Below are 23,493 nucleotides of genomic sequence, written 5' to 3'. Positions count from 1 at the left end.
GTTCCGAAGCGACCGGAAGTGAGGGCTCAGACGGGCGTCATCTCCGGTCGCTTCGGAACCACACCATCACCGGAGGATTCGCCGCGCAGGCGGCGTCCCACCCAGGGCACCAGATGCCGGGAGGCCCAGCGCAGTTCATCGGTGAGCGCGGCGGGCAGGCTGCGTTCGAGCGGCGGCAGCGGCTGCCGCCACTCGGCATCGGATCCGGGCAGCGCGAGCGTGTCCGCGACCGCGCGGGCCACGAGCGTATGGCCGAGCGGACTCAGATGCAGCCGATCCTCCGCCCACGCGTCCCGATGCGCGGTGGCCGGAACCGGCTCGAAATCGATCAGCGTCACCTCGTGCCGGGCGGCCAGGGCGCGCAGGCGCTCGTTCAAGGCCCGCACCCGGCCCGAGAGCGGCCGCACCACTGGAGCGACACTGCCGATATCCGGGAAGGTGAAGGTGATGACCCGGGCCCCGACACCGGTGAGGGCGGCGAACATCGCCTCGATATCGGCGAGCACCGCGGCCTGATCGAAGCGCGGCCGAATGACATCGTTCATGCCCGCCACCACCGCGGCGAGGTCCGGTCGCAGCGCCAGCGCGGGACCGAGCTGTTCCGCCCGGATCTGCGCGGCCCGGCGGCCGCGCACGGCCAGATTGGCATAGCGCAGACCGGGACTCACGGTGGCGAGGGTGCCCGCCAGCCGATCCGCCCAGCCGCGGTGCCCGCCATTGCCGTCGGGATCGCCGATCCCCTCGGTCTGACTGTCCCCCAGTGCGACGAAGCGGGTGAACAACGGTGCGGATGGCATTTTCGACTCCACGTTGACTCTCCTGCGAGGGCGCGACAGGTCCGAATGCTACGGCCAGATCGTCACCGTGGCAGTTCGACCGTGATGCCGGTTCGCTCACACCGCTTCTCGCCCCACTCGTAGAGGGCGGTCAGCACCGGCACCAGACTCCAGCCCTCCTCGGTCAGGTCGTACTCGACCTGAGGCGGGACGGTACCGAAGACGGTGCGGCGTACCAGCCCGGCCGCCTCCAGTTCGCGCAACTGCTGGATCAACATCTTCTCGCTGGTGCTCGGCATCAGCCGGCGCAACTCCCCGTAGCGCCGCACCCCCTCTTTCAGGTGCGCCAGAATCACCGGCTTCCATTTGCCGCCGATCAGATCGACGGTCACCTCGACCGGGCAGTAGTAGCGCTTCACGGGCATGTCTGGCCTCCGGTACTTACCGAAAAGTGCGTTCTTGTAACACTGTAATCATCGGGCTTCCATGGACTCTGGACTGCGGCGCACGGCCGCAGCACGATTCGCGGACACGGAGTTCACAACCCATGAAGGTCATTACTTTCGACCGATTCAAGCCCGGCGTCACCCTCGAGACCATCACCCCGTTCCTCCCCGAGGAGGTCGCCAATGTGTGGCGGCTCTGGAAGGCCGGCATTGTGCGCGAGAACTACGCGCGCGCCGACGAACCCGGGGTGGTGATCGTGTTCGAGGTGGACAGCGTCGAGGAGGCCAAGCGGTATATCGACGACTTCCCGCTCTCCAAAAAGGGGTTCCTGGAGTGGACCTATGTCCCGGTGATGGCCCCGCTGCCGCTCGAGGCGCTGATGGATCCGGCCGTCGATGTGGCCGAGCCCTACGACCGGACCAAGTGAGGCCGACGTGCAATACGCCTACGGCCTGACCATTCCGCAGACCGTCGAGGATGCCTGCGATCCGGCGCGCATGGCGCTGCTGATCTATGACATGCAGGTCGGAATCGTCCGCCAGCTTCCCGACGGCGACCGCATTGTCGAGTCCTGCCGCAGACTGCGAGATACCGCGCGGGAGAACGGTTTCCGAATCTTCTACACCCGGCATATGTCGATCCCGGTGGCAGCGGCGGGCGTCGCCCAGCTGCGCACCGCCATGGAGTGGCAGCACGTGGACAGCGTCAACGAGGTGCATGCCGCGTTCCCGCAGGGCTCACCGCAGTACCAGCTGGCGCCCGAGCTCACCCCCGGCCCGAACGAGATCGTCTTCGACAAGATCACCATGTCGGCCTTCACCGCCACCCCGCTGGATATCGCCCTGCGCGACTTGGGAATCGACAGCTTCGCCATCGCCGGGATTGCCCTGGAGGTGGGCATCGAACCCACCGTCCGCCACGCCACCGACCTCGGCTACCTCCCCATGCTGGTCACCGACGCCTGCGGCACCGGCCACCTCGAGGCAGCCGAACGCGCCTACGCCACACTGGCTTTCGCGGGCGGCTCCCGCACCACCGACACCGCCACCCTCACTGAACTGATGAGCCGCGGCTGAGCACCCGGGAACCGCAGGGTCTACCGGACGGCTAGCGAGACCGGCGGCGCTGGCGGGCGGTCAGCAGGCCCGCGACCCAGCCGACCGCGAACAGCACCAACAGCACCAGCCACATCGGTGAGCTGATGGTGAGCAGCAGGAATTCGATCGAGACCTTGGTGCGATTCTCGGCGACGAAGATGACGGCCAGCACGGTCAGTGCCAGTGCCACCCACTGAGTGGGCGAGACGCGGGCGAGGATGGACTGCTTTTCAGGGCTGCTCATGATCACTCCTTGCGGGTTCCGACCGGTCGGTTATCTACCCGCTACTATCCCCCGCAGCCCGCCGAAAGCCGATCAGGCCGGGTCCAGCGCGCCGGAATGGTAGCTCACCGCCGCATTCCACAGGAAGAAGCTCGGGATGCCCTGGGCCGCGGCCGCGGCGATCTGCGCGCGGACCTGGGCATCGCCGTAGGTCACCCCCAGGCTGAAGTCCTGCAGCCACGGCACGACTTTGGCTCCGGTGCCCTGCACCTGGCGCTGAAAATCCTGCAGACAGCGGAAGATGATGTCGTACGGCTGCGCATTGGGATTCACCACCTCGTATTCACCGGCATTCCAGTGCGAGGGGTAGAGCATGGGCGCGACGTAATCGAGATTGGGCGCCATGAGCGGAATGTCCTGGGCGATCTCGTCCGGCCGCGTCGCCGCGATGCCGAAGACCGCCGCGCTCTGGAAAGCGCCCGCGGCCCGGACCGGATCGCGGCTCTCGTGCAGGAAGTCGGCGATGGAGACACTCGGCGGCACCGTGAGGCCGGGGAAGACCATATTCGACAGCGGCCCGTCGGGGCGGCGAATGTAGTCGTACATGATGTCGTCGAACCCCAGCCGCGCGCCCTCGGCCGCGAGATCGATGTTGTACCGGCGCATTTCGGGGCTGGCGAAATTGGTGAAGGCAATGGACCCGTAACCGCTGGAATACGGCTGCCCGGAAGGGTTCTGGATGACCCAGTCCGGATGCCCGGCGTGCCAGGCCCACTCCGCCATGGTGCGATCGCGGAAGGCGACGATTCGGCCCACCACCCGAATACCCATATCGTGCAGGGTCTTCAGCGCGGACCCGGCGTCATAGATGCCCGCCGCCGCCCCGGACTGCCGGGCGAGCGGCACCTGCGAGTCGTAGCCGACCACGCCGTCCTCATCCTTGATATCGAGCTGGACGGTATCGATCCGCCCCTCCCGCGCCATAGTCAGCACATCGTCGCGCATGGGTTGGTAGGCCCACGCGTACGCGGTCACATGCACCGCCCGAATCCGGGGCACCTCGGCGCGCGTGGTGACGGGCTGGGTCGTCGTCCTACCGTCGGCATCCGTCGCGACCACCGCGGCACCGACCGGCAGTTGCGGCAGCGTGACCTCGAACGAACCGTCGGGGCCCGGTGTGATCGACTGTCCCCCGACCGCGACGCTCTTCGCGCCGGTCGCCTTGCCGCGCAGCGTGATCGGCGCGTGATAGGACGGCACCGTCTCCGGCGCAGTCACTTCCAGCGCGAGCGGCTGCGCCGCGGCATGCGAGGGCCCGGGCCCCGCGCGCAGGAAACCGGCGATACCACCGACAACAACCACCACCACTGCGACGAGAACCAGCAGGCGCCAACGCCTACCGGCCGGGACCCGCTTCAGCACCGCGCACCAACTCTCGCTCGAATTCCCCGACTATCCTGCCGCAGGGGTACGCACCGCGGGTGATTATCGAGGATCGGCCGAAAAATGTTGGCCGACAGGAGAGTTCGACAATAACGAAGATCGTGTCGCTACTGTCCGGCCGCCACGGCCAGTTCAGGCGTCACCACCTCGGTATCAATCTCAGCCTTGCGGGCGAATCGCGGTGCGAGGAAGGCGCAGACGATCAGCTGAATCTGGTGGAAGATCATGAGCGGCAGCACGATCAGCGCGGTCGACTGACCACCGAACAGCACCGCCGCCATCGGGAGCCCGGAGGCGAGGCTCTTCTTCGAACCGGCGAAGGTCACCACGATCCGGTCCGCCAGTGCGAAGCCCAGCAGTTTGCCCAGGCCACCGGTAATGGTCAGCACGGCTGCCAGCAGAACGGCGCAGATCACCGCGACCTCGGCAATGCGCCAGGGCGGCACCGCCTGCCAGATGCCCTCCACTGTGCCCGCGCTGAAGGCGGTGTAGACGACGAGCAGCACCGAGCCGCGGTCGACGTTCTTCACGATCGGCTGATGCCGCGCGAGCCATGGCCCGACCAGCGGGCGCAGCAATTGCCCCACCAGGAACGGCACCAGCAGCTGGGTCAGGATCGCGATGATCGCGCCCGCGCCGATGTGCACCTCACCGCTGGTGGTCATGAGCAGCACGACGAGCAGCGGGGTAAGCGCGACGCCGAGCACATTCGAGGCCGAGGCACTGACCATGGCGGCGGCCACATTGCCGCGCGCGATGGAGGTGAAGGCGATCGAACTCTGCACGGTGGACGGCACCAGGCACAGGAACAGCACGCCGGTGCGCAGATCGGAGGGCAGGAAGCCGCGGCCCAGCAGCCACAGTCCGAAGCCGAGCACCGGGAAGATCACGAAGGTCACGGTGAGCACCGTCAGATGCAGTCGCCAGTGCCGCAGCCCGGCCCACGCCTCAGCGGGTGAGAGCCGGGTGCCGTAGAGCAGGAACAGCAGGGCGATGGCGACCTTGGTGACCCAGCCCAGGACGTCGGCGGCCGCGCCGGAGGCGGGCAGTACCGCACCCAGGACCACCATGCTCAGCAGACCGAGAATGAATCCGTCGATGTGGAACTTGCTCAGCACCTTCACAAACCGCGACGCTACGGATCGGCAGGGCATTGCGGAACGCGATATGAGCTATATTCGCTATCACGTATCGCGATAGGCGGACCCGTCATGCTCGATCCCGTACTGCTGCGCAGCTTCCTCGCCGTCGAGCACTACCGCAGCTTCAGCCAGGCGGCCCGCCAGCTGGGCCTGCGCCAGCCGACGGTCAGCGGGCATGTGAAGAAGCTCGAATCCGCACTCGGCCGCGAACTGTTCGTCCGCGATACCCATTCGGTCACCCTCAGCACCGACGGCGCGGCCCTGGTGCGCTTCGCGCGCACCATTGTGGACGCGCACGACGAGGCGGTGCGCTTCTTCGACGGTGAGCAATTGAGCGGCCGGATTCGCTTCGGCGTCTCGGAAGATCTGGTCTCCCAGGCCCTGCCGTCCATCCTGCTGGAATTCCGCCGCGCGTATCCGCAGGTGGATCTGGAACTGAATATCGGGCTCAGCGACGAGGTGCACGCCGAACTGCGTGCCGACCGCCTCGATCTGGCCTTCGTCAAACGCCGGCCCGGCACCCGGCACGGGCAACTCGTCTTCGAGGACCGTTTCGTCTGGGCGGGTCCGGCCGATGTCGTCCCCGATCTCACCCGGCCGGTGCCGATCGTCACCTATCCCCCGCCCGGGCTGTCCCGGGAATCCGCGCTCGCGGCGCTGGAACACGCGGGCCTGGACTACCGGATCACGTGTACCACCAAGGGCCAGTTGGGACTTCGCGCGGCCGTCCTGGCCGGACTCGGGTTCGTCGTGCACAGCGAAAGCCTGCTGCCGCCGGATCTGTACCCGGTATCGGGACTGCCCGAACCGCGACCGTCCAGTATCGAGTTCATCCTCATCCACTCACCGCGCCGCGCTCAGACCCCGCCCGAGCGGGCCCTCACCCGCGCGATCGTGGAGAACACCTACCGCCTCAAGCACGGCGATCGCCCCGGGTGGTGAAACGCTAGCGGAGGTAGCGGGCGGTGAATCTGCGCAGGATCTCACCCGGGACCGGCACCGACTCCCGATGACCGAGCTCGGTGAGGGCATGAGCCTCCTCGGGATCGAAATAGCCTGCGTGCCGGTAGATTTCGATGCGCACCGCGAGCCCGTCACCGTCCAGCTCGGGATGGAACTGCGTCGCGTACACGTGCTCGCCGACCCGGATCATCTGCACCGGGCAGTTCGCCGAACGCGCCAGCAGCACCGCTCCCGGCGGGGTGCCCTGGCAGGCTTCCTTGTGTCCGGCAAAGGCCCGGAAGGTCCGCGGGAGATCGCGCACGAGCGGATCCGCACGCGCCAGATCGGTCAATTCGATGGTCTGCGCACCGGTCTTCTCCCCGTACCGCTCATCGCTGACCCGCCCGCCCAGAACGTCCGCCAGAATGCTCAATCCGTAGCAGGCGCCCAGATAGGGGAAGTCCCGCTCGACCACCTCGCTGAGCAGCTTGCGGAGTTTGGGCTCGAACCTGCGCTGGTAGTCGTACTTACGTTCCTCCGGGCTGCCGACATTGCTCGGCCCGCCGCCCACGATGACCGCAGCGAATTCATCGAGCGCGATCTCGGGAAAGCCGCGATCCATCTGGACCCGCACCACCTCGTCGGCGTCCAGTCCGGCAATGCGGAGAATGGCCCGGTACTCGTCGTCCGCGGCCGCCGTCTCGGGCCGCAACTGCAGGAGTAGGCACGGCTTCGGCATAGCTCAGATTATGAATCCCGGCGCCCCGGCAATCGCGGCTTATCCGCTGTTCGCACGTTGTTCGGCCGTTTCGCCGCGGTGGCGTGGCCGGATCCGCTGCGGGGTTGCGGTGTTTACGCCAGGATGAGCGGATGGAACTGAAACGAGTTGCAGTTTTGTCGACAACGGTGGCGGCGGCGCTCGTCGCCGGGTCGGGAATCGCTGCGGCAGAGGCGGATTACGCGATCACCCCGAAAGAGGCGATGGCGCGCGCCTATATCGACGCCCTGGTTTCACACGATGCCGGCGCCGTGAAATTCACGCCCGATGCCACGCGCGTCGAGGCCGGACTGCAAACCGGTTACTCCGGACCGCAATTGACGGAGGATCTCAACCACGGCGTGCAGTATTCGGTGATTCAGGGCATCCACGATCTTCGGATGTCGCAGGACGGGGATCTGGTGACCACCCGCTATCTGCTCGACTCCGGCATCCTCGGGGTGCGGTTGGCGACGGTGGACATCACCGAAACCTTCGTCATTCCGGACGATTCGATCAAAACCATCGTCGCCACCATCGTGCCCGTATAGCGGAGTCGGCACTCGCGCGCAGGACTACACTCGAGGCATGCCGGCGATGAGGACGATCGTGATCACCGGCGGCACCGATGGAATCGGCCGCTACCTCGCTCAGGCGTATGCCGAGCGGGGTGACCGGGTGGTGGTGATCGGCCGAAATGCCGAGAAGGGCAAGGCTTTCCTGGAGCGAGCAGGCGGCCACGGGGTGTTCCTGCCCGCCGACCTCGGCTCACTCGAACAGAACCGGGCGGTCCTGGACGAGCTTCGGGCCGGCTATCCCGTCATCGACGCACTGGTGTTGTGCGCCAGATTCTTTCGCTCGAACCGCGTCGAGACCGAGGACGGGATCGAAGCGACCTTCGCGCATTTCTATCTCAGCCGCTTCCTGTTCGGCCACGAACTCCACGAGAATCTGGAGCGCGCCGCCCGGCCGGTCATCGTCAATGTGGCGGGGCCGGGTGGCGATCTCTCCGCGGTGTCCTGGAACGATATTCAGCTCACCCAGCACTACACCGGCGGCGGTGCGCTCGGTCAGGGCGGCAAGCTCAACGATCTGCTGGGTGTCGCCTACGCGCAGCAGTACCCCACCGGCAAGACCCGCTATGTGCTGGTCCATCCCGGTGTCACGGCCACCGCGCAGACCGGCGACTACGACCGGGCCACCCAGCTGATGGTGGAAAACCTGCGCCGCTACGGCAAACCGATTCCTGTTGCCGCCGCGCCCATCTTCGAACTGGTCGACAGTCCGCCCGCCGATCCGCTCACCGCGGTCATCGAGGGCAGGCGAATCAATGTGGCCGGACGGGCATTCGACCCCACGGCGGCCCGCACGCTCGATGCGCTCACCCGCGAGCTGATCACCCCGCGGCCCTGACGGTTCACACCGGGAAGATCGCCAGGTGGATCAGCCCGCCGACCACACCGAGGGCGGCGCCGTGCACGAACAGCAGCCATTCGTCCTGGCGGGTGGCCGAGCGCAGCAGGTCGACAAAATCGCGGCGGTCGAGCGTGCGCATCTGCGTAGCCACGAAGTCGCGGATGCGGACGGTCTGGGTGGACAGAAAGCTGGGGTCGGCGAAGGCCACCTTGGCCAGGCTCATGAGCTCCGGGGCCGCATCGGATTTGATCTGGTCGTAGCCGGAGCGGCCCAGCGAGAAGCGAACCGCCGGCTTGGCCTGCCCCGCCGCCTTGTCGATGGAGGCGCCGAGCACCGATTCGAGCATGGCCGCGGTGCGGTCCGATCGGGGTCCGGTGAGCAGTTCGCGGGCCAGATTGCGCGGCGTCATGACCTCGCCCGCAATGATTTCGGCATAGCCGTCCGCGATCTCGTTGCGGCGCTTGAGCAGTAGCCCCTGCCGCCACGGCACCCACCACTTCGGGTGCAGCGGTTCGTAGATCATGGTGATGCCGACCCAGTTCACGACATAGCCGATGATCACGCCGCCCAGCGGCAGAATCCACCAGTACGGCCAGTAGTGCAGGATCGCGACGAGGACGAAGCCCATCGGATAGCCGAAGTAGAAGCCGAAATTCTTCATGAACCGCAGTTCGGCGGCCGCGATCTCACGGAAGATGCGGTTGATCAGCCGGGGATGTTCGGTGAGGTGGCGGATCGTCATCCACTTGGGGTCGATCAGCTCCTCGATATGTTCGCCGATCGTCGTGGTGATGGTGTGGGCGCTCTCGGGGAGCTGATCCGCGACGCGGCGATACACCAGCTCCTGCGCGGGTTCGGGGAGGTTGAACCACAATTGCGGATTGCGGCGCTCCATCACGCGAGCCACCATGGCCGGAATCTGCGGCCGGGTCAGCTGGACAAGCTGATCGGCAATGCTGTCCGGGTCCAGCTCCCGATAGAAGTCCGACATATTGCCGAGCTTGGACAGTCCCTTGTCGACGGCGATACTGGCCATTTTCTCGGCCCGCGACGGCACAATCCCCTGCCAGCCGATCCGCCCGTCGTGGGACAGCAGCGGCAGCACCTGAATCCGGCGCGGCAGATACGGATAAACCCATCGCAGCCCCGGCAGCCGGAAGCCGTGAAACCGGATGGGCTCGAACAACATCAGAATGCCGGTCCAGTTGGTGATGTACCCGATAACGCCGGTGAACAGCGGAATGGTGATCAACTCGAGCACTAGTCGTCGATCCACACACGGCCTTTCGGATCAGCGGCCTGCCGGACCGGAGACTCTCTTTGCAAGGTTACGTGCAAGATCGCCGCCATATACGCATTCCGGCACACCACACGCCCGGCTACCGTGACCGTATGGCTGAATCCACCGGTGTCGTCCTTTCCGAGCCGCCTGCCCTACCCGGAGTCCGGAGGTCGTTCGTCGAAGCGCGTGGCGTCCGATTCCATGTGACCGAGAGCGGCGACCCCGGCGGACGCCCCGTCCTGCTACTGCACGGATGGCCGCAGCACCACTACGCGTACCGGGATCTGCTCGCGGATCCGCCTGCGGGCCTGCGCATCATCGCGCCCGACCTGCCCGGCTACGGCTGGTCCGGCCCCGCGCCGCACCCCTGGGCCAAGGAGGATGTGGCCTCGGACCTGTTCGCACTGCTCGACGAGCTGGGTCTGGAGCGGGTGCTGCTCGGCGGCCACGACTGGGGCGCCTTCATCGGATACCGCATGGTGCTGCGCGAGCCGGACCGATTCTCCGGCTACCTCGCGATGAATATGGCGCACCCCTGGGTGCCGACCCGCGTCGTCTCGCGACAGCTGTGGCGATTCCTGACCTATCAGCCCCTGATCGCCATTGCCGGTGTCCCCGTGCAACAGCGAACCGGCTTCCTGCCATGGCTGATCCGCTCCGCCATGAGCGACCGCAATGCCGTAAGCCCCGAAATAGTCCAGATCTTCGCCGACCGCTTCCGCGATCCGGTATGCGCCCGAGCCGCCACCGACACCTACCGCACCTTCTGGCTCAAAGAAATCCCCGCCACCGCCCGCACCCCCGAGCGCCGGCGCGGAACCATCCCGATCCGAGCCCTCTTCGGAATCAACGATGCGGCCGTTCACTTTTCACTCGCCGACCCCGCCACCGCACGCGCCGACGACTACACCTTCGAAGGCGTCAGCGGCTGCGGCCATTTCATCGTCGACGAACGGCCGGAACTGGTGCGAGCGCGATTGCTCGACCTGGCCGAAAGCACCAAGTAGCTATTCGACGCCCGACCGGCGACGAATCCCGATGCCGCGAAGCATATTTACGGAGCGGATCAGCCACGGTGCGGCGAATCCGGCAGCAATTGCGATGAGCGGCAGCACGATACGCGTGCGAGCATCGCGAATCGGCCGGTAACGGACTACCCCGTCGCGGATTTCGATGTAGCCGAGCGGCCGCACTTCGGTACCCCCGCTGATGCTGCCGGACGCACCACCGAATCCGATGGATGCACGGGCAACCGGAATGACAGTGACGCCATCGGCGGTGACAGGCTCACCGAACGCCGCTGCCGCAGATGCCTTTTCACCGATCAGGTCCACAAGTTGTTCCTGTGATAGCTGCATGGTTGTGGACCTCCCGTTGCCGTTGAAGTGTTCGGGACCAAGGCTAGCAAAGAACAAAAGACCAAAGACGCCTGGACAAGAAGAAGAGAAAGAACAGGGAAGCGAAAGAGGCTGGACGGTCCGCCAGTCTGAATATCCTTATATCACAACATAATTCGCCTTTCCCGGGTTCATCTGCGGCGGTAGAATAGAGGTATGAATCCGGGGGGAGAATCCACCATCGTATCGAGTGCACACGCACTCGATACCGCCGTGGAAAACCTCCTGGATGCCTCCCTCACACCCTTGCTGGATGAGGAATTCATCGCAGTGATGCGTGAGGTCGAGACCAGCATGCGCAAACTCGAAGCCGTCAAGCACCGGTTCGTCACCGAAACCTGCACCCGCTCCCTCGCGGCCCGCGCCGGATCAGCATCCCCGATCAAATTCCTCGAACAAACCCTGCGATTGAGCCACGCCGACGCGGCCTCGCGGGTCAACGCCGCCAAACAACTGAGCCCGCAACCAGCGCTCGGCGGGGACCTGGAACCAGAACTGGCCTACGTCGCCCAAGCCCAACGCGCCGGAGACATCTCCGTCGATCACGTACGCCGGATCGCGCAGATCCTCAAGCGCATCCCGTGCGCCGCCGACCCCGGCCAGAAAGACCTCGCCCAAGACGTTCTGACCACCTACGCCCGCACCGGCAGCCCCGACAAGCTGCTCGATCTGGGTGAGGTCATCCTGGCGAACATCGACCCCGACGGCACCCTCACCCAGGACAAAGACCGCGAACGCATGCGCGGGCTCACCCTCGGTCGTAAACGCGCCGACGGAATGTCCCCGTTGATCGGGGAGATCACCGAGCCCTTGCGGGAAGTCCTGGAACCGTTGCTGGCCAAATTCGCCCGCCCCGGCATGTGCAACCCGGCCGATCCGGACAGCCCGAAGGTCGCCGACCGCACCCTCGACCGCACCAAGCTCAAGGCTGCGGCCGAGCGTGATACCCGCTCGGCGGCGCAACGCAACCATGATGCGTTGCTGGCGGTGCTGCGGTTTCAGCTCGACCGCCCCAAGCTCGGCTCCCACCGCGGCCTGCCCGTCGAAGCGATCATCGTCATGCGTTTGGAAGACCTCGAGCGGGGTGCCGGGATCGCGACCACCGCGACCGGGGGCACCCTGACCATCCCCCAAGCCCTCGAACTGGCCGCCGGAACCCGACCCTTGCTGGTGGTGTTGAACAAGGCCGGACTGCCCCTGTATTTGGGGCGCGGGCGAGACCGATTGGCCACGCCCGCACAACGACTGGCGCTCATCGCCTCCGACAAGGGTTGCACCCGACCCGGCTGCAGCGCCCCCGCCTCGATCTCGGCCGCTCATCACGTCACCGGGTGGGCCGAAGGCGGACCCACCGACATCGACAACCTGACCCTCGCGTGCGATGGGTGCCACGCCATGATCCACGACGGGCCCGGTGGTTGGAAAACCATTGTCATGGGCGAGGATACGGATTTTCCGGGCCGGACCGGGTGGATCGCCCCACCCCACATCGACCCCACCGGCACCCCGCAGGTCAATCACCTGCACCACACCGGTGAGCTGATGGCCGGTGCCCTGAACCAGATCCGGGCTCGGGAACGGTTGCAGCACGAGCGACGCCGAGCATGGCTCGATGCCCGCAAAACCACCCCCACCCGCGAATAAGTGGACTCGCCCCTTGTGGACACCGTCAGGTTGATCCTGACGGTGCTACAAGCTGTTGCCCACCAAGGTTGCACGGGCAGTGTTCCACGGGCAGTGGTCGTCGAGAGGTGAACGAGCACAGCGGAACCCGTGCCGAGCGGAGCGGCAGGCAGCAGCAGTAGGCCGGGACGGCAGCCGGGGACGCGATGCCCACAACCCATCCCACCCGCGAATAGCGGAACCCTGTCAGCGCTCTTTGAAAGCCTGGCCACCGGCGCAGACATCGTCAAGTCGATCCTGACGGTGCTACGACAAAGCGTTGCCCACCAAGGTTTCACGGCCGCCGACCCCAATCATCCAGAACCGGAACCGGCGACAACAGCGGCAGCCCAGGCCGATCCTCACTCTCCCCACTGACACCCACCGACTTGACGCCCGCAGACCGCAGCAGCGCACACCAGCGATGCGAAAGATACTGCCCAACCATTGTTTCCACACCCGCCGACCGCCGACGTGAACGAGCGCAGCGGAACCCGCACCGGATGGACAAGCAGCAGCAGGCGTAGCTCGCTGCCCATGAGTCCACCCGGGACCCGGAACCCCACCCGCGCAGCAGGCTTCACACCACAAACACCATCAGGCTGATCATGCCGATGCGACAGTCGGGCCGAATCACCCTGCACCCCCGTGCCATCGCCCACCGATCCCCCGAAACCTCGCACTACCCCGCCACCACCATCAGCGCCGATCCCCCGAGCACCACGAGCGCCGCCAGCCTGGGCTTTTCATGTTCTTGGTCTTCGATCCCTTGTCTCCAGGCGCCCTTGGTCTTTCTGGTCTTTGTCTTTTCGGGTTTGTCTCTGAAACCGGACCACAACCAGCCTTCCGGCTGGTACCGCAGGTTCCCTCCCAACTGCGGAAGGTAGATCGGGTACCCCACCCGACGCCACCAGCACGGCCATCTCGGGCTTTGCCCGCACCCAGGGATCCAACACCACCCTTCGATGGAAACAACCCAGGTGCACCGACCGTCTCGGCCTCGAATCCTCCATCCCCCGGCAGCAGACGGTCTCTATGCCGAAACGGTCGGTGCACCTGGGTTTCTTGCTTCCCGGACAGGGTTGATCAGCAGGAGGGTGCGGGCAAAGCCCGAGATGGCCGTGCTGGGCACTTGGGGAGGGGTACCCGGTTGACCTTCCGGAGTTGGGAGGGGCTGTGCGGTACCGGCGGGGGCGACCGGCTGTGGTTGCGTTCTCGAGAACAAGACACGAAAGACGAAGACTTGGTTGGACTTTGGTGGATCGAGAGGGATGGGCGGGCAGGGTCAGGTTGGCTGGTGGATCAGGCGGCCGCCGATGATGGTGTGGGTGGGGTTCAGGTCTTGTAGTTGCTCTGGGGTGGCGGTGGTGGGGTCTAGGTTCCAGATCGTCAGGTCGGCTAGGCGGCCTGGGGTTAGGGAGCCTCGGGAATCCGAATCAGCCAGGAAGGCAACGGGGTTGGTGGTGTGGAGGGCGATGGCTTCGGCGGTGGTGATGGCGTGTTCCGGGCCTCGTATTCCGGTTACCGTTTGGCGGGTGACCATGCCCCAGACCGAGCGCATGGCGCCGTAGCGGCCTACGGGGTAGTCCGATCCTCCTGTGACCAGGGCTCCCTGGTCCAGCCAGCCACGGGCGGGGAAGAGGGCGTTGACTCGTTCTGGGCCCCAGTAGGTGTCTTCGATGCGGGCGACGTCGTGCAGGAGTGGCTGTTGGATGGTTACGGTGATTCCCATTTGTACTGCGCGCGAGCGTAGTTCGGTGTCGGCCAGGCCACCGTGTTCCATGACGAGTGATCCGGTGGGCAGATCCGGGTAGCGGCGCTGCAGTTCGGTGTACACATCCAGCAGGGTTTCTATGGCGCGGTCGCCGTAGGCGTGTGTGCCGATCTTCCAGCCCCGCTGGAGAACTCGGTCCATGGCGGCGATGAGGACCTCGGGCTCCCAGGTCAGGTAGCCGAAGAAGCTGTGGTCGCAGGCGTAGGGCTCGCGGGTGGCTCCGGCTTCGATACCGCCGTCGAGGCCGAATTTCACACCCCATACCGACAGCCACGGGTCGGAGCGGTCGCGCCACGGCTCGAGCCGGTCCAGGAGTTCGTCGACGCTTTCGACGGTCGAAAAGCCCAGGGCCGAGGCCATGGCCCGGACTCGCACATTGAGGTTGCCCGTCTCCATGGCCGTGCGCAGGATGGCCAGATCGTCTACCGGAACCATGGCATCACGCACCAGGCCGATGCCTTTGGCGGCGTAGTCGAGGCTGGCCGCGCGCAGGCCCTCGACCCGCTGTTCGGCGGTGGCCGCGGGGAGCAGTCGCGCTACCAGTGGAATGGCATTGTCCTGCACCAGTCCGGTGAGACGGCCGTCGGCGGCACGTCCGAGGTGACCGCCCGCCGGATCGGGGGTCTCCGCCGTGATTCCGGCCAGCTGCAGCGCGAGATTGTTGACCACGACATTGTGACCGCCGCGCATGAGGAACACCGGGTGCTTATCGGTGGCCGTGTCCAGCTCATCGGCGGTGGGGAAGCGCCGCTCCGGCAGATTGATCTCCTGCCAGTTGGCGGTGGTGCGAATCCACTGACCGGGCGGGGTCTGCTGGGCGCGCTCCCGAATCATGCCGAGCAGCTGCGGAATATCGTTTGCCAGGTGGACGGGCACATCGTGGGCGCTGTTGCCGGCGATGATCAGGTGGGTGTGGGTGTCGTCGAAGGTCGGCAGCACTGTCGCCTCGGGCCTGTCGATCACCACGGTCTCGGGGCCGATCCAGTCGCCGAGTCCGTGCGGGTCCGGGGAGACCGCCACGATCCGGTCGCCCATGATCGCGATCGCCCGCTGCACGGGTTGACCCGGAACCAGCGTGTGCACTGCTCCCGCACGAATCACCAGGTCGGCATTGTCATTCGGCATGATCACTCCTTCGCCTCGCCCTCCGAGCGTATACAGCCGACCGGTCAGTCCGGAGGCTGCGGGCGAAGTGGAGCGGGCCGGCGGCGGTACCAACCCGCATGCCGCTCCGTTCAGGTCCTCAGCCGCGTAGCGCCGAGGCGAAGATGCCCGGGATCTTGGCCCAGCTCGGGCTGGCCGCGAAGTACGTCAGGCGGCGACCGGTGGTGACGCCCGTGCGGTTGGTGACAAACCACGGCGGCACCGGGGCGAGCGACAGTTCACCGTTCACGAGCGATCGCGGGGACGGGCGGAACGGGCCGCGGACAACGGTGCGTTCCGGATCGTCGATCAGTAAGGCGTTGTGCACCACGCCGATTCCGCTCTGCACATTGTCGAGCGTGTGCCCCGGGAAAGCGCCCCAGCTGGCCAGCGCGGTGAGGTAGCCGACCGCCGTCCAGGCATTGATGCCGATCGTGCCGTACCGCAGATCGGTGACCGCCGAGTCGAATTCCGCGCCGAGCGACTTGATGGTGGCGGGGTGGGCGATGATGTTCGCGCCGAGCGTGCCCTCGAACTTCTCATTGGCGGCCCGCACTGCCTGCCGCAGGAAATCGCGTCCGGCGCCGGGCAATTCGATGACACCGAAGACCGGTGCGAAGTACTCGACGCGCAGCGCGTCCTCCGCCTCATCGGCTTGCAGGCCGAAGATCAGGGTTCGCGCGCCATCGCCGCCGACGGCCTCCGCATCGGGGTACGCGGTGCGCGCCGCGCTCACCCTGGCTGCCGAGCCCGGGTAATAGTCGGTGCGAACAGGGGCCCGCTGGAACGCTTCTCGGACCGCGGCCAGGAATTCGGCCTTCTGTTCCCAGTCCGAACTGATGACCGCGACCTGCGAGGCCACACAGTTGTAGCCGTTATTGTGCAGTCGCTGCGTGGCCAGATGCTCGGCCTGGAACTTCAGATCGGCCTTCGACCACTTGCCCGGCACCACAATGGTCGGCGAGATGCCGCCGAGTTCACTGGTGATCGGCTTGTCGATGAGCGGAGTGCCGGCGGCCTTACGCCGCGCACCCTCCGCCCCGGTGCCGAACACGATGGCGTCGTGCGTGATCGAGCTGCCTGTCATGTGCACGGCGGCGATATCGGGATGGTCGACCAGCTCCTTCCCGACCTCCGCTCCCCCGGTCAGTATGCGCACGAAACCACGCTCGATGGCCGGGGCGAAGATCTTCTCGAGGACCGGCAGCAGCGGATCGGTCACCGGATTCAGCTTCAGCACCGCCACCCGGTTGTAGGCGAACAGCTGATACAGCACATCCAGCGGCGCGATAGAGAAGATATTGCCCGCGCCCAGCACCACGCCGATGCCATGGGTCTGCTGCGGATCACGCTGTGCCAGTCCGGCTTTGGCACGCACGGTACCAGCATCCACACCGGGCTTGGTCCACACCTCCGCGGTGAAGCCGTTGAGCAGCAGCCAGTCGAAGATACCGTGCGGCAATACCTTGATCGCCGAACGGTTTTCGGGCGCATCGGTGATGGTGTACCCGCCGACCGGACTGCGGCCCGCCTCCAGCGCGGCCAGGCTGCCCGCCAGTGCGGTGGTGGCGGTCAGCAGCGGATACGGCCCGCTCACCCATTCCTCGCCGAGCAGCGGCGAATCGGCGGGCAGCCCCTTGATGCCCGCCGCGATCCGCACCCACTCCTCGGCATTCGCCTCGGTCAGCGCGTGGATCTGATCGAGCAGCGCACGGCGTCCGGACAGCGGCGTGCGGGCCCATTCGTCCTCACCCGTGCGCAGTGCCTTGACCGCCGCTTCGATGGTGTCCGCTGTTGCACTCATTCCTGCACTCCTACAGTCGAATCGGCGTCTTCGAGGATCATCGCGGCGGCCTTCTCCGCGATCATGATGGTGGGCGCATTGGTATTGCCCCGGGTCACGCTGGGCATGACCGAGGCGTCGGCGATCCGCAGGCCGTCGATGCCGAGCACCCGCAGCCGACTGTCCACCACCGACCCGATGGCGCACGAGGAGGTCGGGTGGTAGAGCGTCTGCGCGGTGCGCTGGGCGTAGTTCAGCAGCTCCGCATCCGAATCACCCTCCGGCACAGTGAAATCCCCGGTGCACACGGCCTGCAGCGCCGGTTGGCTCGCGATATCGAGACCGATCCGCAGCCCCGCCAGCAGGCTGGCCCGATCCGCCTCGGTGGCGAGGTAGTTGTGCAGAATGCGCGGTGCGGTATCCGGCGCGGCCGAACGCAGCGTCACCCGGCCGCGACTGGTCGGCTTCAGCACACAGGAGCCGACGGCGAACCCGTGCGCGACCGCCGCCCCGAGACCCTCCTCGTAGAACAGCACCGGCGCCTGATGGAACTGCACATCCGGGCCCGCGAGACCGGTTCTGGTTTCGAAGAATCCGCCCGCCTCACCGACATTGGAGGTCAGCGGCCCCCGCCCCTCACTCTGCAGCAGCGCCAGATTCTCCGGCGTCAGCGCGGTCATCAGCGATTCCTGCTCGGTGAGGTAGTTCAGCATGACCATGAGATGGTCCTGCAACCCCTCGCCCACCGGAAGCTCGTGCTGCACCTCGATCTGCAAGGGCAGCAATTGATCCGCGGGTCCGACACCCGACAGCAGCAACAGCTGAGGTGTCCCGTACGCGCCGGCCGCCAGCACCACCTCACGTTCGGCGCGAACCTCCTCGAGCTCCGCACCACGGCTGATCTGCACGCCGACCGCCCGGCCGCCGTCGAGAATCACCTTGTGCGCCAGCGCATCCGTGATGATCGTGAGATTGGGACGGGTGGCGGCGGGATGCAGATAGGCCACGGCGGCGCTGCACCGCATGCCGTTCCGCTGCGTCACCTGGTAGCGCCCGACACCCAGCTGAGTGGCGCCGTTGAAATCGTCATTGCGCTGATACCCCGCCTGCTCGGCGGCCTCCAGGAAAGCGTCGCCGAGCGGATTGAGCGAACGCCCCTCCGCCACCGTCAGCGGTCCGCCGACACCGTGATAGGCGTCCTTGCCGCGCTCATTGTCCTCGGCCACTTGGAAATACGGCAGCACATCCTGGTACCCCCAGCCCTGCGCACCGCCCGCGGCCCACTCGTCGTAGTCGACCCGATTGCCGCGAATGTAGATCATGGCGTTCATCGAGCTGGAGCCGCCGAGCATCTTGCCGCGCGGCAGATACGCACGCCGGCCGAGCAGTCCCGGCTCCGGTTCGGTATCCAGATCCCAGTCCCAGCGGCTCTTGAACAGCGCGCCGAAGGCGGCGGGAATATGGATCTCGTCGGCGGTGTCGGCGCCGCCCGCCTCGATCAGCGCCACGGTGACATCGGGGTTCTCGGACAATCTCGCGGCCAGCACCGACCCGGCGGATCCGGCGCCGACGACAACGTAGTCGTACATGCTCGAACTTCTTTCCTCGCTCCGATGCCCCCGGCGACACTGTGGCCTGGGTCACTACCGAATTCGATGGTGCCGCTCCGGGACCGCCCGCCACCATGGGCGCGAGTTTCCAATAGCCGGGTGTGCGACTGTGCTCGAGCACAACCCGAATCGACCACCCGGCAACTAAAATCAGTCCATGTCGGTCGCGATTCGCCCTGAACTTGACCATTCGACTGTGCTCGCGCAGCGCCTGCTCGCCCGGCTGGAGGAGCTCACCGCCGACCTGGTGGTGCACATTCGCGCCGGGGATCACGCCTACGCCGAAGCCACCCAGCTCACCGACGCCCAACTCACGAATTCGGTGCGTGACAATGTCGCCTCCGTACTCACCCAGCTGGCCGGATCCGGGCACGTCTCGCTGACCGCCGCCGCGGCGGCCGGACGGCTCAAGGCCGAACAGGGCGTGCCGCTGGCCGCGCTGCTGCACGCCTATCGGCTGTGCGGGCGACTCATCTGGGATCGACTACTCGACGAAGTGGGCGAAGGGTCGCGAGAATCGTTGCCGCACCTGGCCTCCGAGGTGTGGAAGATCATCGACGAGTACTCGAGCGCGGCCGCCGAAGCCTACAGCGGGCATGTCGCCGACCGGGCACGCCGCGATCGCGAGGAGCGGCGGCTGATGCTGCGCTCCCTGCTGGACGGCAATATCGACAGCAACGCACTCTGGGAAGTCGCGCGCCACCTGCAACTTCCGCAGTCCGGAACCTTCGTGGTGGTCAGCGCCGAGCTCGCGACCCGCGGTGTCTCCGCCCTCGAGGGCATCGAAACACATTTGGCCGCAAGGTATATCAATTCCATCTGGCTCACCGAGCTGGACACCCAGATCGGCCTGCTCAGCCTCACCGCCGCCCGCTCGGTCGCGGCGCTGCCCACCGTGCTGCGTGCGTCCGCCACCGGTCGCATCGGGCTGAGCCGCCCCTTCACGACGCCCGCCGAGGCCGTCGCCGCGCTCCGCGAAGCCGAATTGGCCTGCCACTGCGCCGAACCCGGCACCGTCGCGGTCACCACCTACGGCGATACGGCCATTCCGCTGTTCATCGCGCACGCGCCGAATGCCGGACAGGAACTGGCCCAGCACATTCTGGGGCCCATCCTGGATCTGCCCGATCCGCAGGAACGAGCCACCCTGCTCGACACCCTGGACATGTGGTTCGAATGCAATGGTTCCAGCACCGCCGTCGCGACCCGCCTGCACTACCACCGCAACACCATTCACCATCGACTGCGCCGCATCCAGGAACTCACCGGGCGCGATTACACCGATCCCAAGCAGACCGCAGAGCTCTATCTGGCTCTGCGCGCCACCCGGCTGCTCGCCACTCCTGCTCGGTAGCGGACCCGACGCGCGACGCCTGAGCACCAGTCGACGCCCGAGCACCACTAGTCGGCAGGTTCCTGCTGGGTGGTGCAGTGAATGCCGCCACCGCCCTCCGCAATGCCATCGATATTGATCTGCACAACCTGCCGATCCGGGAACAACCTCGTCAGCGTCGCCTCGGCAGCCGAATCGGTGTCCGCATCCCCGAATTCGGGGGCGATCACCGCACCATTGCACACATAGAAATTGATGTACCCCGCCGCGAAGTCGTCGCCGGCCCCGCGAGCCCGCAGTTCCGTAGGCGCTTCGAGAGTTTCGACCCGCAGCGAGCGACCCGCCGCATCGGTGGCCGAATGCAGAATGTCGAGATGGCGGCGAGTGACGTCGTAGTCGAAGGAATCCGGATCGGTATCCAGGCCCGCGACAACGACACCCGGCCCGGCGAACCGGGCATAGAAATCGGTATGACCGTCGGTGATGTCGTGCCCGGCAATGCCCGGCAGCCAGACCACCTTCTTGATGCCCAGCAGGTGGTCCAACTCGGCCTCGACATCGGACTTCTTCCAGCCGCGATTGCGATTGTTGTTGAGCACGCACGATTCGGTGATGAGCGCGGTGCCCTCCCCGTCGACCTCGAGACCGCCGCCTTCGAGCACCAGCTCGGTGTGCACGGTTTCGACCCCGGCGCGGCCGGTGACGAACGTCGCGACCTTGGCATCCTTCCGATGTTCCTGCTTGCCGCCCCACCCGTTGAAATTGAAGTCCACCCCGGCCCTGGTGCCATTGCCCTTGACGAACACCGGACCGGTATCGCGCATCCACAGATCGTCGATCTCGGTCGCGATCAGCTCGACATTCGGGCCGACCATGCCCCGCGCCAGATCCAGCTCACCCGGGCGCACCAGCATCGACACCGGCTCGAAGCGGGCGATGGTCGTGGCAATGGTGGCCAGGTCCGCCCGCACCTGCGGCAAAAGCTTTGCGCCCCAGATCCTTTCACTGGCCCCGAACGCCATCCAGGTGCGCTTGTGCGGCTCACCCTCGTCGGGCATCACCCAGGAACGGCCGTCCTCGGCAGTGGTCGGGGAATCCCCGAACCAGGACGAGATCGGCCCGTCGCAGGCGGCGGCCAGCAGTCCGCCCATGGTCACCACGCTTGTCCGCACGAACTGGCGTCGTCGCATCACAGCACCTCCTTCGACACCCGAACCTAGTCCTGACCAATTTTTCAGTCAAGGACTGTGATGCGAGTCGCCCGCATCTCCCCGGGCCTCCATCCGCGCGATCGGACAGCGGTTGGCTATCCTGGTCAACGATGCGGCGGTGGGGCTCGCCGCTCCGATCGATTCGGAATGGATCCGGCGATTCGGAACAACCGCGGCGCACTGGCCGCCAACAGTCCCTACCCATGAAACACCTGCGGGTGGCTGAGGTAGGAGATATGTGTGACCAGTGAGCGGAACGAGAAGGACGGAACTCCTTTCTCACCAATCGATTCGGATGTCGATCTCCACACCTCAGGGCAGCGGCAGGAACTCTCCGCGACACACGGCCTGGTGCTGGCCGTGATCGCGGCGGGCGGCGCGCTCGGAGCACTGGCCAGGTACGGGCTGGCGCAGGTGTGGCCGACCCACGCCGGCGGGTTTCCGTGGGCCACCTTCGTCACCAATGTGGCCGGCTGCTTCCTGATCGGCGTGCTCATGGTGGTGATCACCGATATTCGCAAGGCCCATCCGCTGACCCGCCCATTCCTGGGCGTGGGCATTCTCGGCGGTTTCACCACCTTCTCGACCTATGCCAATGAGACGCGAGCCCTGATACAGCCGGGCACGGTCGCGCTCGCCTTCACCTACCTGGCGGCCACTCTGCTGTGTGCGCTACTGGCAGCGCTGGCTGCCATGCGCCTCACCCGCGGTGTGCACGCGGCCGCACTGCGTCGCGGGCAGGAGGTCGCCCGGTGACCGCTCTACTCGTGGTGCTCGGCGCGATGGCCGGTGCGCCCCTGCGCTATCTCACCGATCGTGCGGTCCAGACTCGGCACGACAGTCTTTTCCCGTGGGGCACCTTCACGGTCAATCTGATCGGCTGCCTGGTGCTCGGCGGAATCACGGGGGCCGCGGTGTCATCACCGGTCTTCGCGCTCATCGGCACCGGCTTCTGCGGTGCGCTGACGACCTACAGCACCTTCAGTTACGAGACGGTCCGGCTGGCCGAACAGCGGGCGTATCTCTATGCCGCACTGAATGTCAGCGTCAGCGTGATCGCGGGACTCGGTGCAACCCTGCTTGCCTACACCACCGCCCAGCCTTTGCTCTGATCGCACATTCTGTTGCGATGACAAGAATTCCGGGAAAGCTGTCTGGGTCAATTGCATTGTGCGACAGTTGATTTAAGCGCCGCACCTTAAGCGATCTGCGACACATTGGCAATGGTTCAGCGAATTGTTCTATGCCACAACTTGTATCAGCCACAGCTCGGACTAGCCAATGTAACCTACTGGTCAGTAGCCTAAGTGCTACCGCCCTGGGTATGGGCATGCAGGAATGACCGTCAGCGTGGCCGGGCATCGGGTAGCACAAGGTAGAGGGATAGTCTTGGATCAGTCGGTTGTACCGGTAATCCGCCGAGCCACCGAGCACGACATCGACGACATCGCGCGAATCATCTGCAGGGCGTTCGCGACCGATGACCCGATCGAGGAGTACGTCTTCCCCGACGAAACGGATCGGCACCGCAGATCACCGCGCATGTTGCGCATCATGATCCGGTACCGCTTCCTGCCCGCCGACGGCGCAGCGGTCGCCACGGTCGACGGCAAGGTCGTGGGCGCACTGCTCTGGTATCCGGCGGGATATCGGAAATCGCTCTGGCGGGAAGCGATTTCGGGGCCGATGCTGCTGTGGGCCATGGGTGCGGGGACCACCCGGGGCATGCATGTGGACGAGGCCATTGCCGAGGTCAGACCCACCGAGGGGCACCACTTCATGGTGTATCTCGGCGCGGATCCGGCGCTGCAGCGCGCCGGAGTGGGCCGCTCGCTGGTCAATTGGCTCGACGCCCTGGCCGATGAGCGGTCGGAGACCGTCGGCGGGATTTGCAAGGACGGCAATATCGCGTACTACAACGCATTCGGCTACAACGTCGATCGCCAGGTCCGTATCGGGAGTACCGGACCGGCGATGAATTTCATGCTGCGGCAGCCGGTTCCAGCGACGCCCTGAGCGCGCCGGACCCGCGAAGCCCTTCTCGGGGGGAATCAC

At 66.1% G+C, this 23,493-nt stretch carries 23 protein-coding genes; 11 read left to right on the top strand and 12 right to left on the bottom strand.

Features of this window, described 5'->3' with window-relative positions:
• Positions 1-26: 26 nt before the first annotated feature.
• Together ABZX86_RS12455 and ABZX86_RS12450 are read right to left on the bottom strand one after the other, a co-directional pair.
• A complete protein-coding gene (locus ABZX86_RS12455) occupies positions 27-797 on the bottom strand; it encodes an SGNH/GDSL hydrolase family protein (protein WP_355122886.1) in 771 nt (256 codons plus the stop codon).
• A gap of 62 nt (positions 798-859) precedes the next feature.
• Positions 860-1,201, bottom strand: coding sequence for a helix-turn-helix domain-containing protein (locus tag ABZX86_RS12450; RefSeq protein WP_355122884.1), 342 nt, complete (start codon positions 1,199-1,201; stop codon positions 860-862).
• A 122-nt stretch (positions 1,202-1,323) separates the two neighbouring features.
• Between ABZX86_RS12450 and ABZX86_RS12445 the strand changes: the two genes are divergently transcribed.
• Together ABZX86_RS12445 and ABZX86_RS12440 are read left to right on the top strand one after the other, a co-directional pair.
• Positions 1,324-1,650, top strand: a complete 327-nt coding sequence (locus ABZX86_RS12445) for a hypothetical protein (protein ID WP_355122882.1) — start codon at positions 1,324-1,326, stop codon at positions 1,648-1,650.
• A gap of 7 nt (positions 1,651-1,657) precedes the next feature.
• Positions 1,658-2,299 carry a cysteine hydrolase gene (locus tag ABZX86_RS12440; protein ID WP_355122880.1) on the top strand — a complete coding sequence of 214 codons (642 nt, stop codon included), beginning with the start codon at positions 1,658-1,660 and terminating at the stop codon, positions 2,297-2,299.
• Between the two features lie 31 nt (positions 2,300-2,330).
• Here the strand turns inward: ABZX86_RS12440 and ABZX86_RS12435 are convergent, their stop codons facing one another.
• From ABZX86_RS12435 to ABZX86_RS12425, 3 genes are all read right to left on the bottom strand, one after another.
• Complete coding sequence (locus ABZX86_RS12435; protein ID WP_355122878.1) at positions 2,331-2,564, bottom strand: hypothetical protein; 234 nt, start codon at positions 2,562-2,564, stop codon at positions 2,331-2,333.
• A 72-nt stretch (positions 2,565-2,636) separates the two neighbouring features.
• Positions 2,637-3,965 (bottom strand): putative glycoside hydrolase, encoded by a 1,329-nt coding sequence (locus tag ABZX86_RS12430; RefSeq protein WP_355122876.1) that lies wholly within the window; start codon positions 3,963-3,965, stop codon positions 2,637-2,639.
• Between the two features lie 128 nt (positions 3,966-4,093).
• Positions 4,094-5,110, bottom strand: a complete 1,017-nt coding sequence (locus ABZX86_RS12425) for a bile acid:sodium symporter family protein (protein ID WP_355122874.1) — start codon at positions 5,108-5,110, stop codon at positions 4,094-4,096.
• A gap of 87 nt (positions 5,111-5,197) precedes the next feature.
• On the opposite strand from ABZX86_RS12425, the gene ABZX86_RS12420 reads away from it, so the two are divergent.
• Positions 5,198-6,070 carry a LysR family transcriptional regulator gene (locus tag ABZX86_RS12420; RefSeq protein WP_355122872.1) on the top strand — a complete coding sequence of 291 codons (873 nt, stop codon included), beginning with the start codon at positions 5,198-5,200 and terminating at the stop codon, positions 6,068-6,070.
• Positions 6,071-6,074: 4 nt separating this feature from the next.
• Here ABZX86_RS12420 and ABZX86_RS12415 read toward each other — a convergent pair whose 3' ends face one another.
• The gene (locus ABZX86_RS12415; RefSeq protein ID WP_355122870.1) at positions 6,075-6,809 is read right to left on the bottom strand and encodes a glutamine amidotransferase; all 735 of its coding nucleotides are present in this window, start codon (positions 6,807-6,809) and stop codon (positions 6,075-6,077) included.
• Positions 6,810-6,964: 155 nt separating this feature from the next.
• Here ABZX86_RS12415 and ABZX86_RS12410 point away from each other — a divergent pair, with 155 nt between their 5' ends.
• Entirely contained in the window at positions 6,965-7,378 is a 414-nt protein-coding gene (locus ABZX86_RS12410; protein ID WP_355122868.1) for a hypothetical protein, read from the top strand.
• Between the two features lie 37 nt (positions 7,379-7,415).
• A complete protein-coding gene (locus ABZX86_RS12405) occupies positions 7,416-8,240 on the top strand; it encodes an SDR family NAD(P)-dependent oxidoreductase (RefSeq protein WP_355122866.1) in 825 nt (274 codons plus the stop codon).
• Between the two features lie 4 nt (positions 8,241-8,244).
• On the opposite strand, the gene ABZX86_RS12400 is transcribed toward ABZX86_RS12405, so the two are convergent.
• Positions 8,245-9,519, bottom strand: coding sequence for a hypothetical protein (locus tag ABZX86_RS12400; protein WP_355122864.1), 1,275 nt, complete (start codon positions 9,517-9,519; stop codon positions 8,245-8,247).
• A gap of 116 nt (positions 9,520-9,635) precedes the next feature.
• Here ABZX86_RS12400 and ABZX86_RS12395 point away from each other — a divergent pair, with 116 nt between their 5' ends.
• Entirely contained in the window at positions 9,636-10,532 is an 897-nt protein-coding gene (locus ABZX86_RS12395) for an alpha/beta hydrolase (protein ID WP_355122862.1), read from the top strand.
• On the opposite strand, the gene ABZX86_RS12390 is transcribed toward ABZX86_RS12395, so the two are convergent.
• Positions 10,533-10,883 (bottom strand): hypothetical protein, encoded by a 351-nt coding sequence (locus tag ABZX86_RS12390; RefSeq protein WP_355122860.1) that lies wholly within the window; start codon positions 10,881-10,883, stop codon positions 10,533-10,535.
• A 195-nt stretch (positions 10,884-11,078) separates the two neighbouring features.
• Between ABZX86_RS12390 and ABZX86_RS12385 the strand changes: the two genes are divergently transcribed.
• A complete protein-coding gene (locus tag ABZX86_RS12385; protein ID WP_355122858.1) occupies positions 11,079-12,566 on the top strand; it encodes a DUF222 domain-containing protein in 1,488 nt (495 codons plus the stop codon).
• Positions 12,567-13,869: 1,303 nt separating this feature from the next.
• On the opposite strand, the gene ABZX86_RS12380 is transcribed toward ABZX86_RS12385, so the two are convergent.
• From ABZX86_RS12380 to ABZX86_RS12370, 3 genes are all read right to left on the bottom strand, one after another.
• Complete coding sequence (locus ABZX86_RS12380) at positions 13,870-15,483, bottom strand: amidohydrolase (RefSeq protein ID WP_355122856.1); 1,614 nt, start codon at positions 15,481-15,483, stop codon at positions 13,870-13,872.
• A 118-nt stretch (positions 15,484-15,601) separates the two neighbouring features.
• Positions 15,602-17,305, bottom strand: coding sequence for an aldehyde dehydrogenase family protein (locus ABZX86_RS12375; protein ID WP_355122854.1), 1,704 nt, complete (start codon positions 17,303-17,305; stop codon positions 15,602-15,604).
• Complete coding sequence (locus tag ABZX86_RS12370; RefSeq protein ID WP_355122852.1) at positions 17,302-18,873, bottom strand: GMC family oxidoreductase N-terminal domain-containing protein; 1,572 nt, start codon at positions 18,871-18,873, stop codon at positions 17,302-17,304. The genes ABZX86_RS12375 and ABZX86_RS12370 overlap by 4 nt, the downstream gene beginning before the upstream one ends.
• A gap of 178 nt (positions 18,874-19,051) precedes the next feature.
• Between ABZX86_RS12370 and ABZX86_RS12365 the strand changes: the two genes are divergently transcribed.
• Positions 19,052-20,248 (top strand): helix-turn-helix domain-containing protein, encoded by a 1,197-nt coding sequence (locus ABZX86_RS12365; protein WP_355122850.1) that lies wholly within the window; start codon positions 19,052-19,054, stop codon positions 20,246-20,248.
• 47 nt (positions 20,249-20,295) lie between these two features.
• Here the strand turns inward: ABZX86_RS12365 and ABZX86_RS12360 are convergent, their stop codons facing one another.
• Positions 20,296-21,417 carry an agmatine deiminase family protein gene (locus ABZX86_RS12360; protein WP_355122848.1) on the bottom strand — a complete coding sequence of 374 codons (1,122 nt, stop codon included), beginning with the start codon at positions 21,415-21,417 and terminating at the stop codon, positions 20,296-20,298.
• Positions 21,418-21,678: 261 nt separating this feature from the next.
• On the opposite strand from ABZX86_RS12360, the gene ABZX86_RS12355 reads away from it, so the two are divergent.
• The 3 genes from ABZX86_RS12355 to ABZX86_RS12345 all read left to right on the top strand — a co-directional run bounded on the left by ABZX86_RS12355 (position 21,679) and on the right by ABZX86_RS12345 (position 23,454).
• On the top strand, positions 21,679-22,194 hold the full coding sequence (locus tag ABZX86_RS12355) for a CrcB family protein (RefSeq protein ID WP_355122846.1): 516 nt from the start codon (positions 21,679-21,681) through the stop codon (positions 22,192-22,194).
• Positions 22,191-22,550, top strand: coding sequence for a fluoride efflux transporter CrcB (gene crcB / locus ABZX86_RS12350; RefSeq protein ID WP_355122844.1), 360 nt, complete (start codon positions 22,191-22,193; stop codon positions 22,548-22,550). The genes ABZX86_RS12355 and crcB overlap by 4 nt, the downstream gene beginning before the upstream one ends.
• 277 nt (positions 22,551-22,827) lie before the next feature.
• Positions 22,828-23,454 carry a GNAT family N-acetyltransferase gene (locus tag ABZX86_RS12345; protein ID WP_355122842.1) on the top strand — a complete coding sequence of 209 codons (627 nt, stop codon included), beginning with the start codon at positions 22,828-22,830 and terminating at the stop codon, positions 23,452-23,454.
• The last annotated feature ends 39 nt before the right edge of the window (positions 23,455-23,493 follow it).

The organism is Nocardia sp. NPDC006630 (genome assembly GCF_040611495.1).
Lineage (GTDB): Bacteria > Actinomycetota > Actinomycetes > Mycobacteriales > Mycobacteriaceae > Nocardia.
Note: the sequence above shows the minus strand (reverse complement) of the source record. Positions and strands in the feature narration are given on the sequence as shown.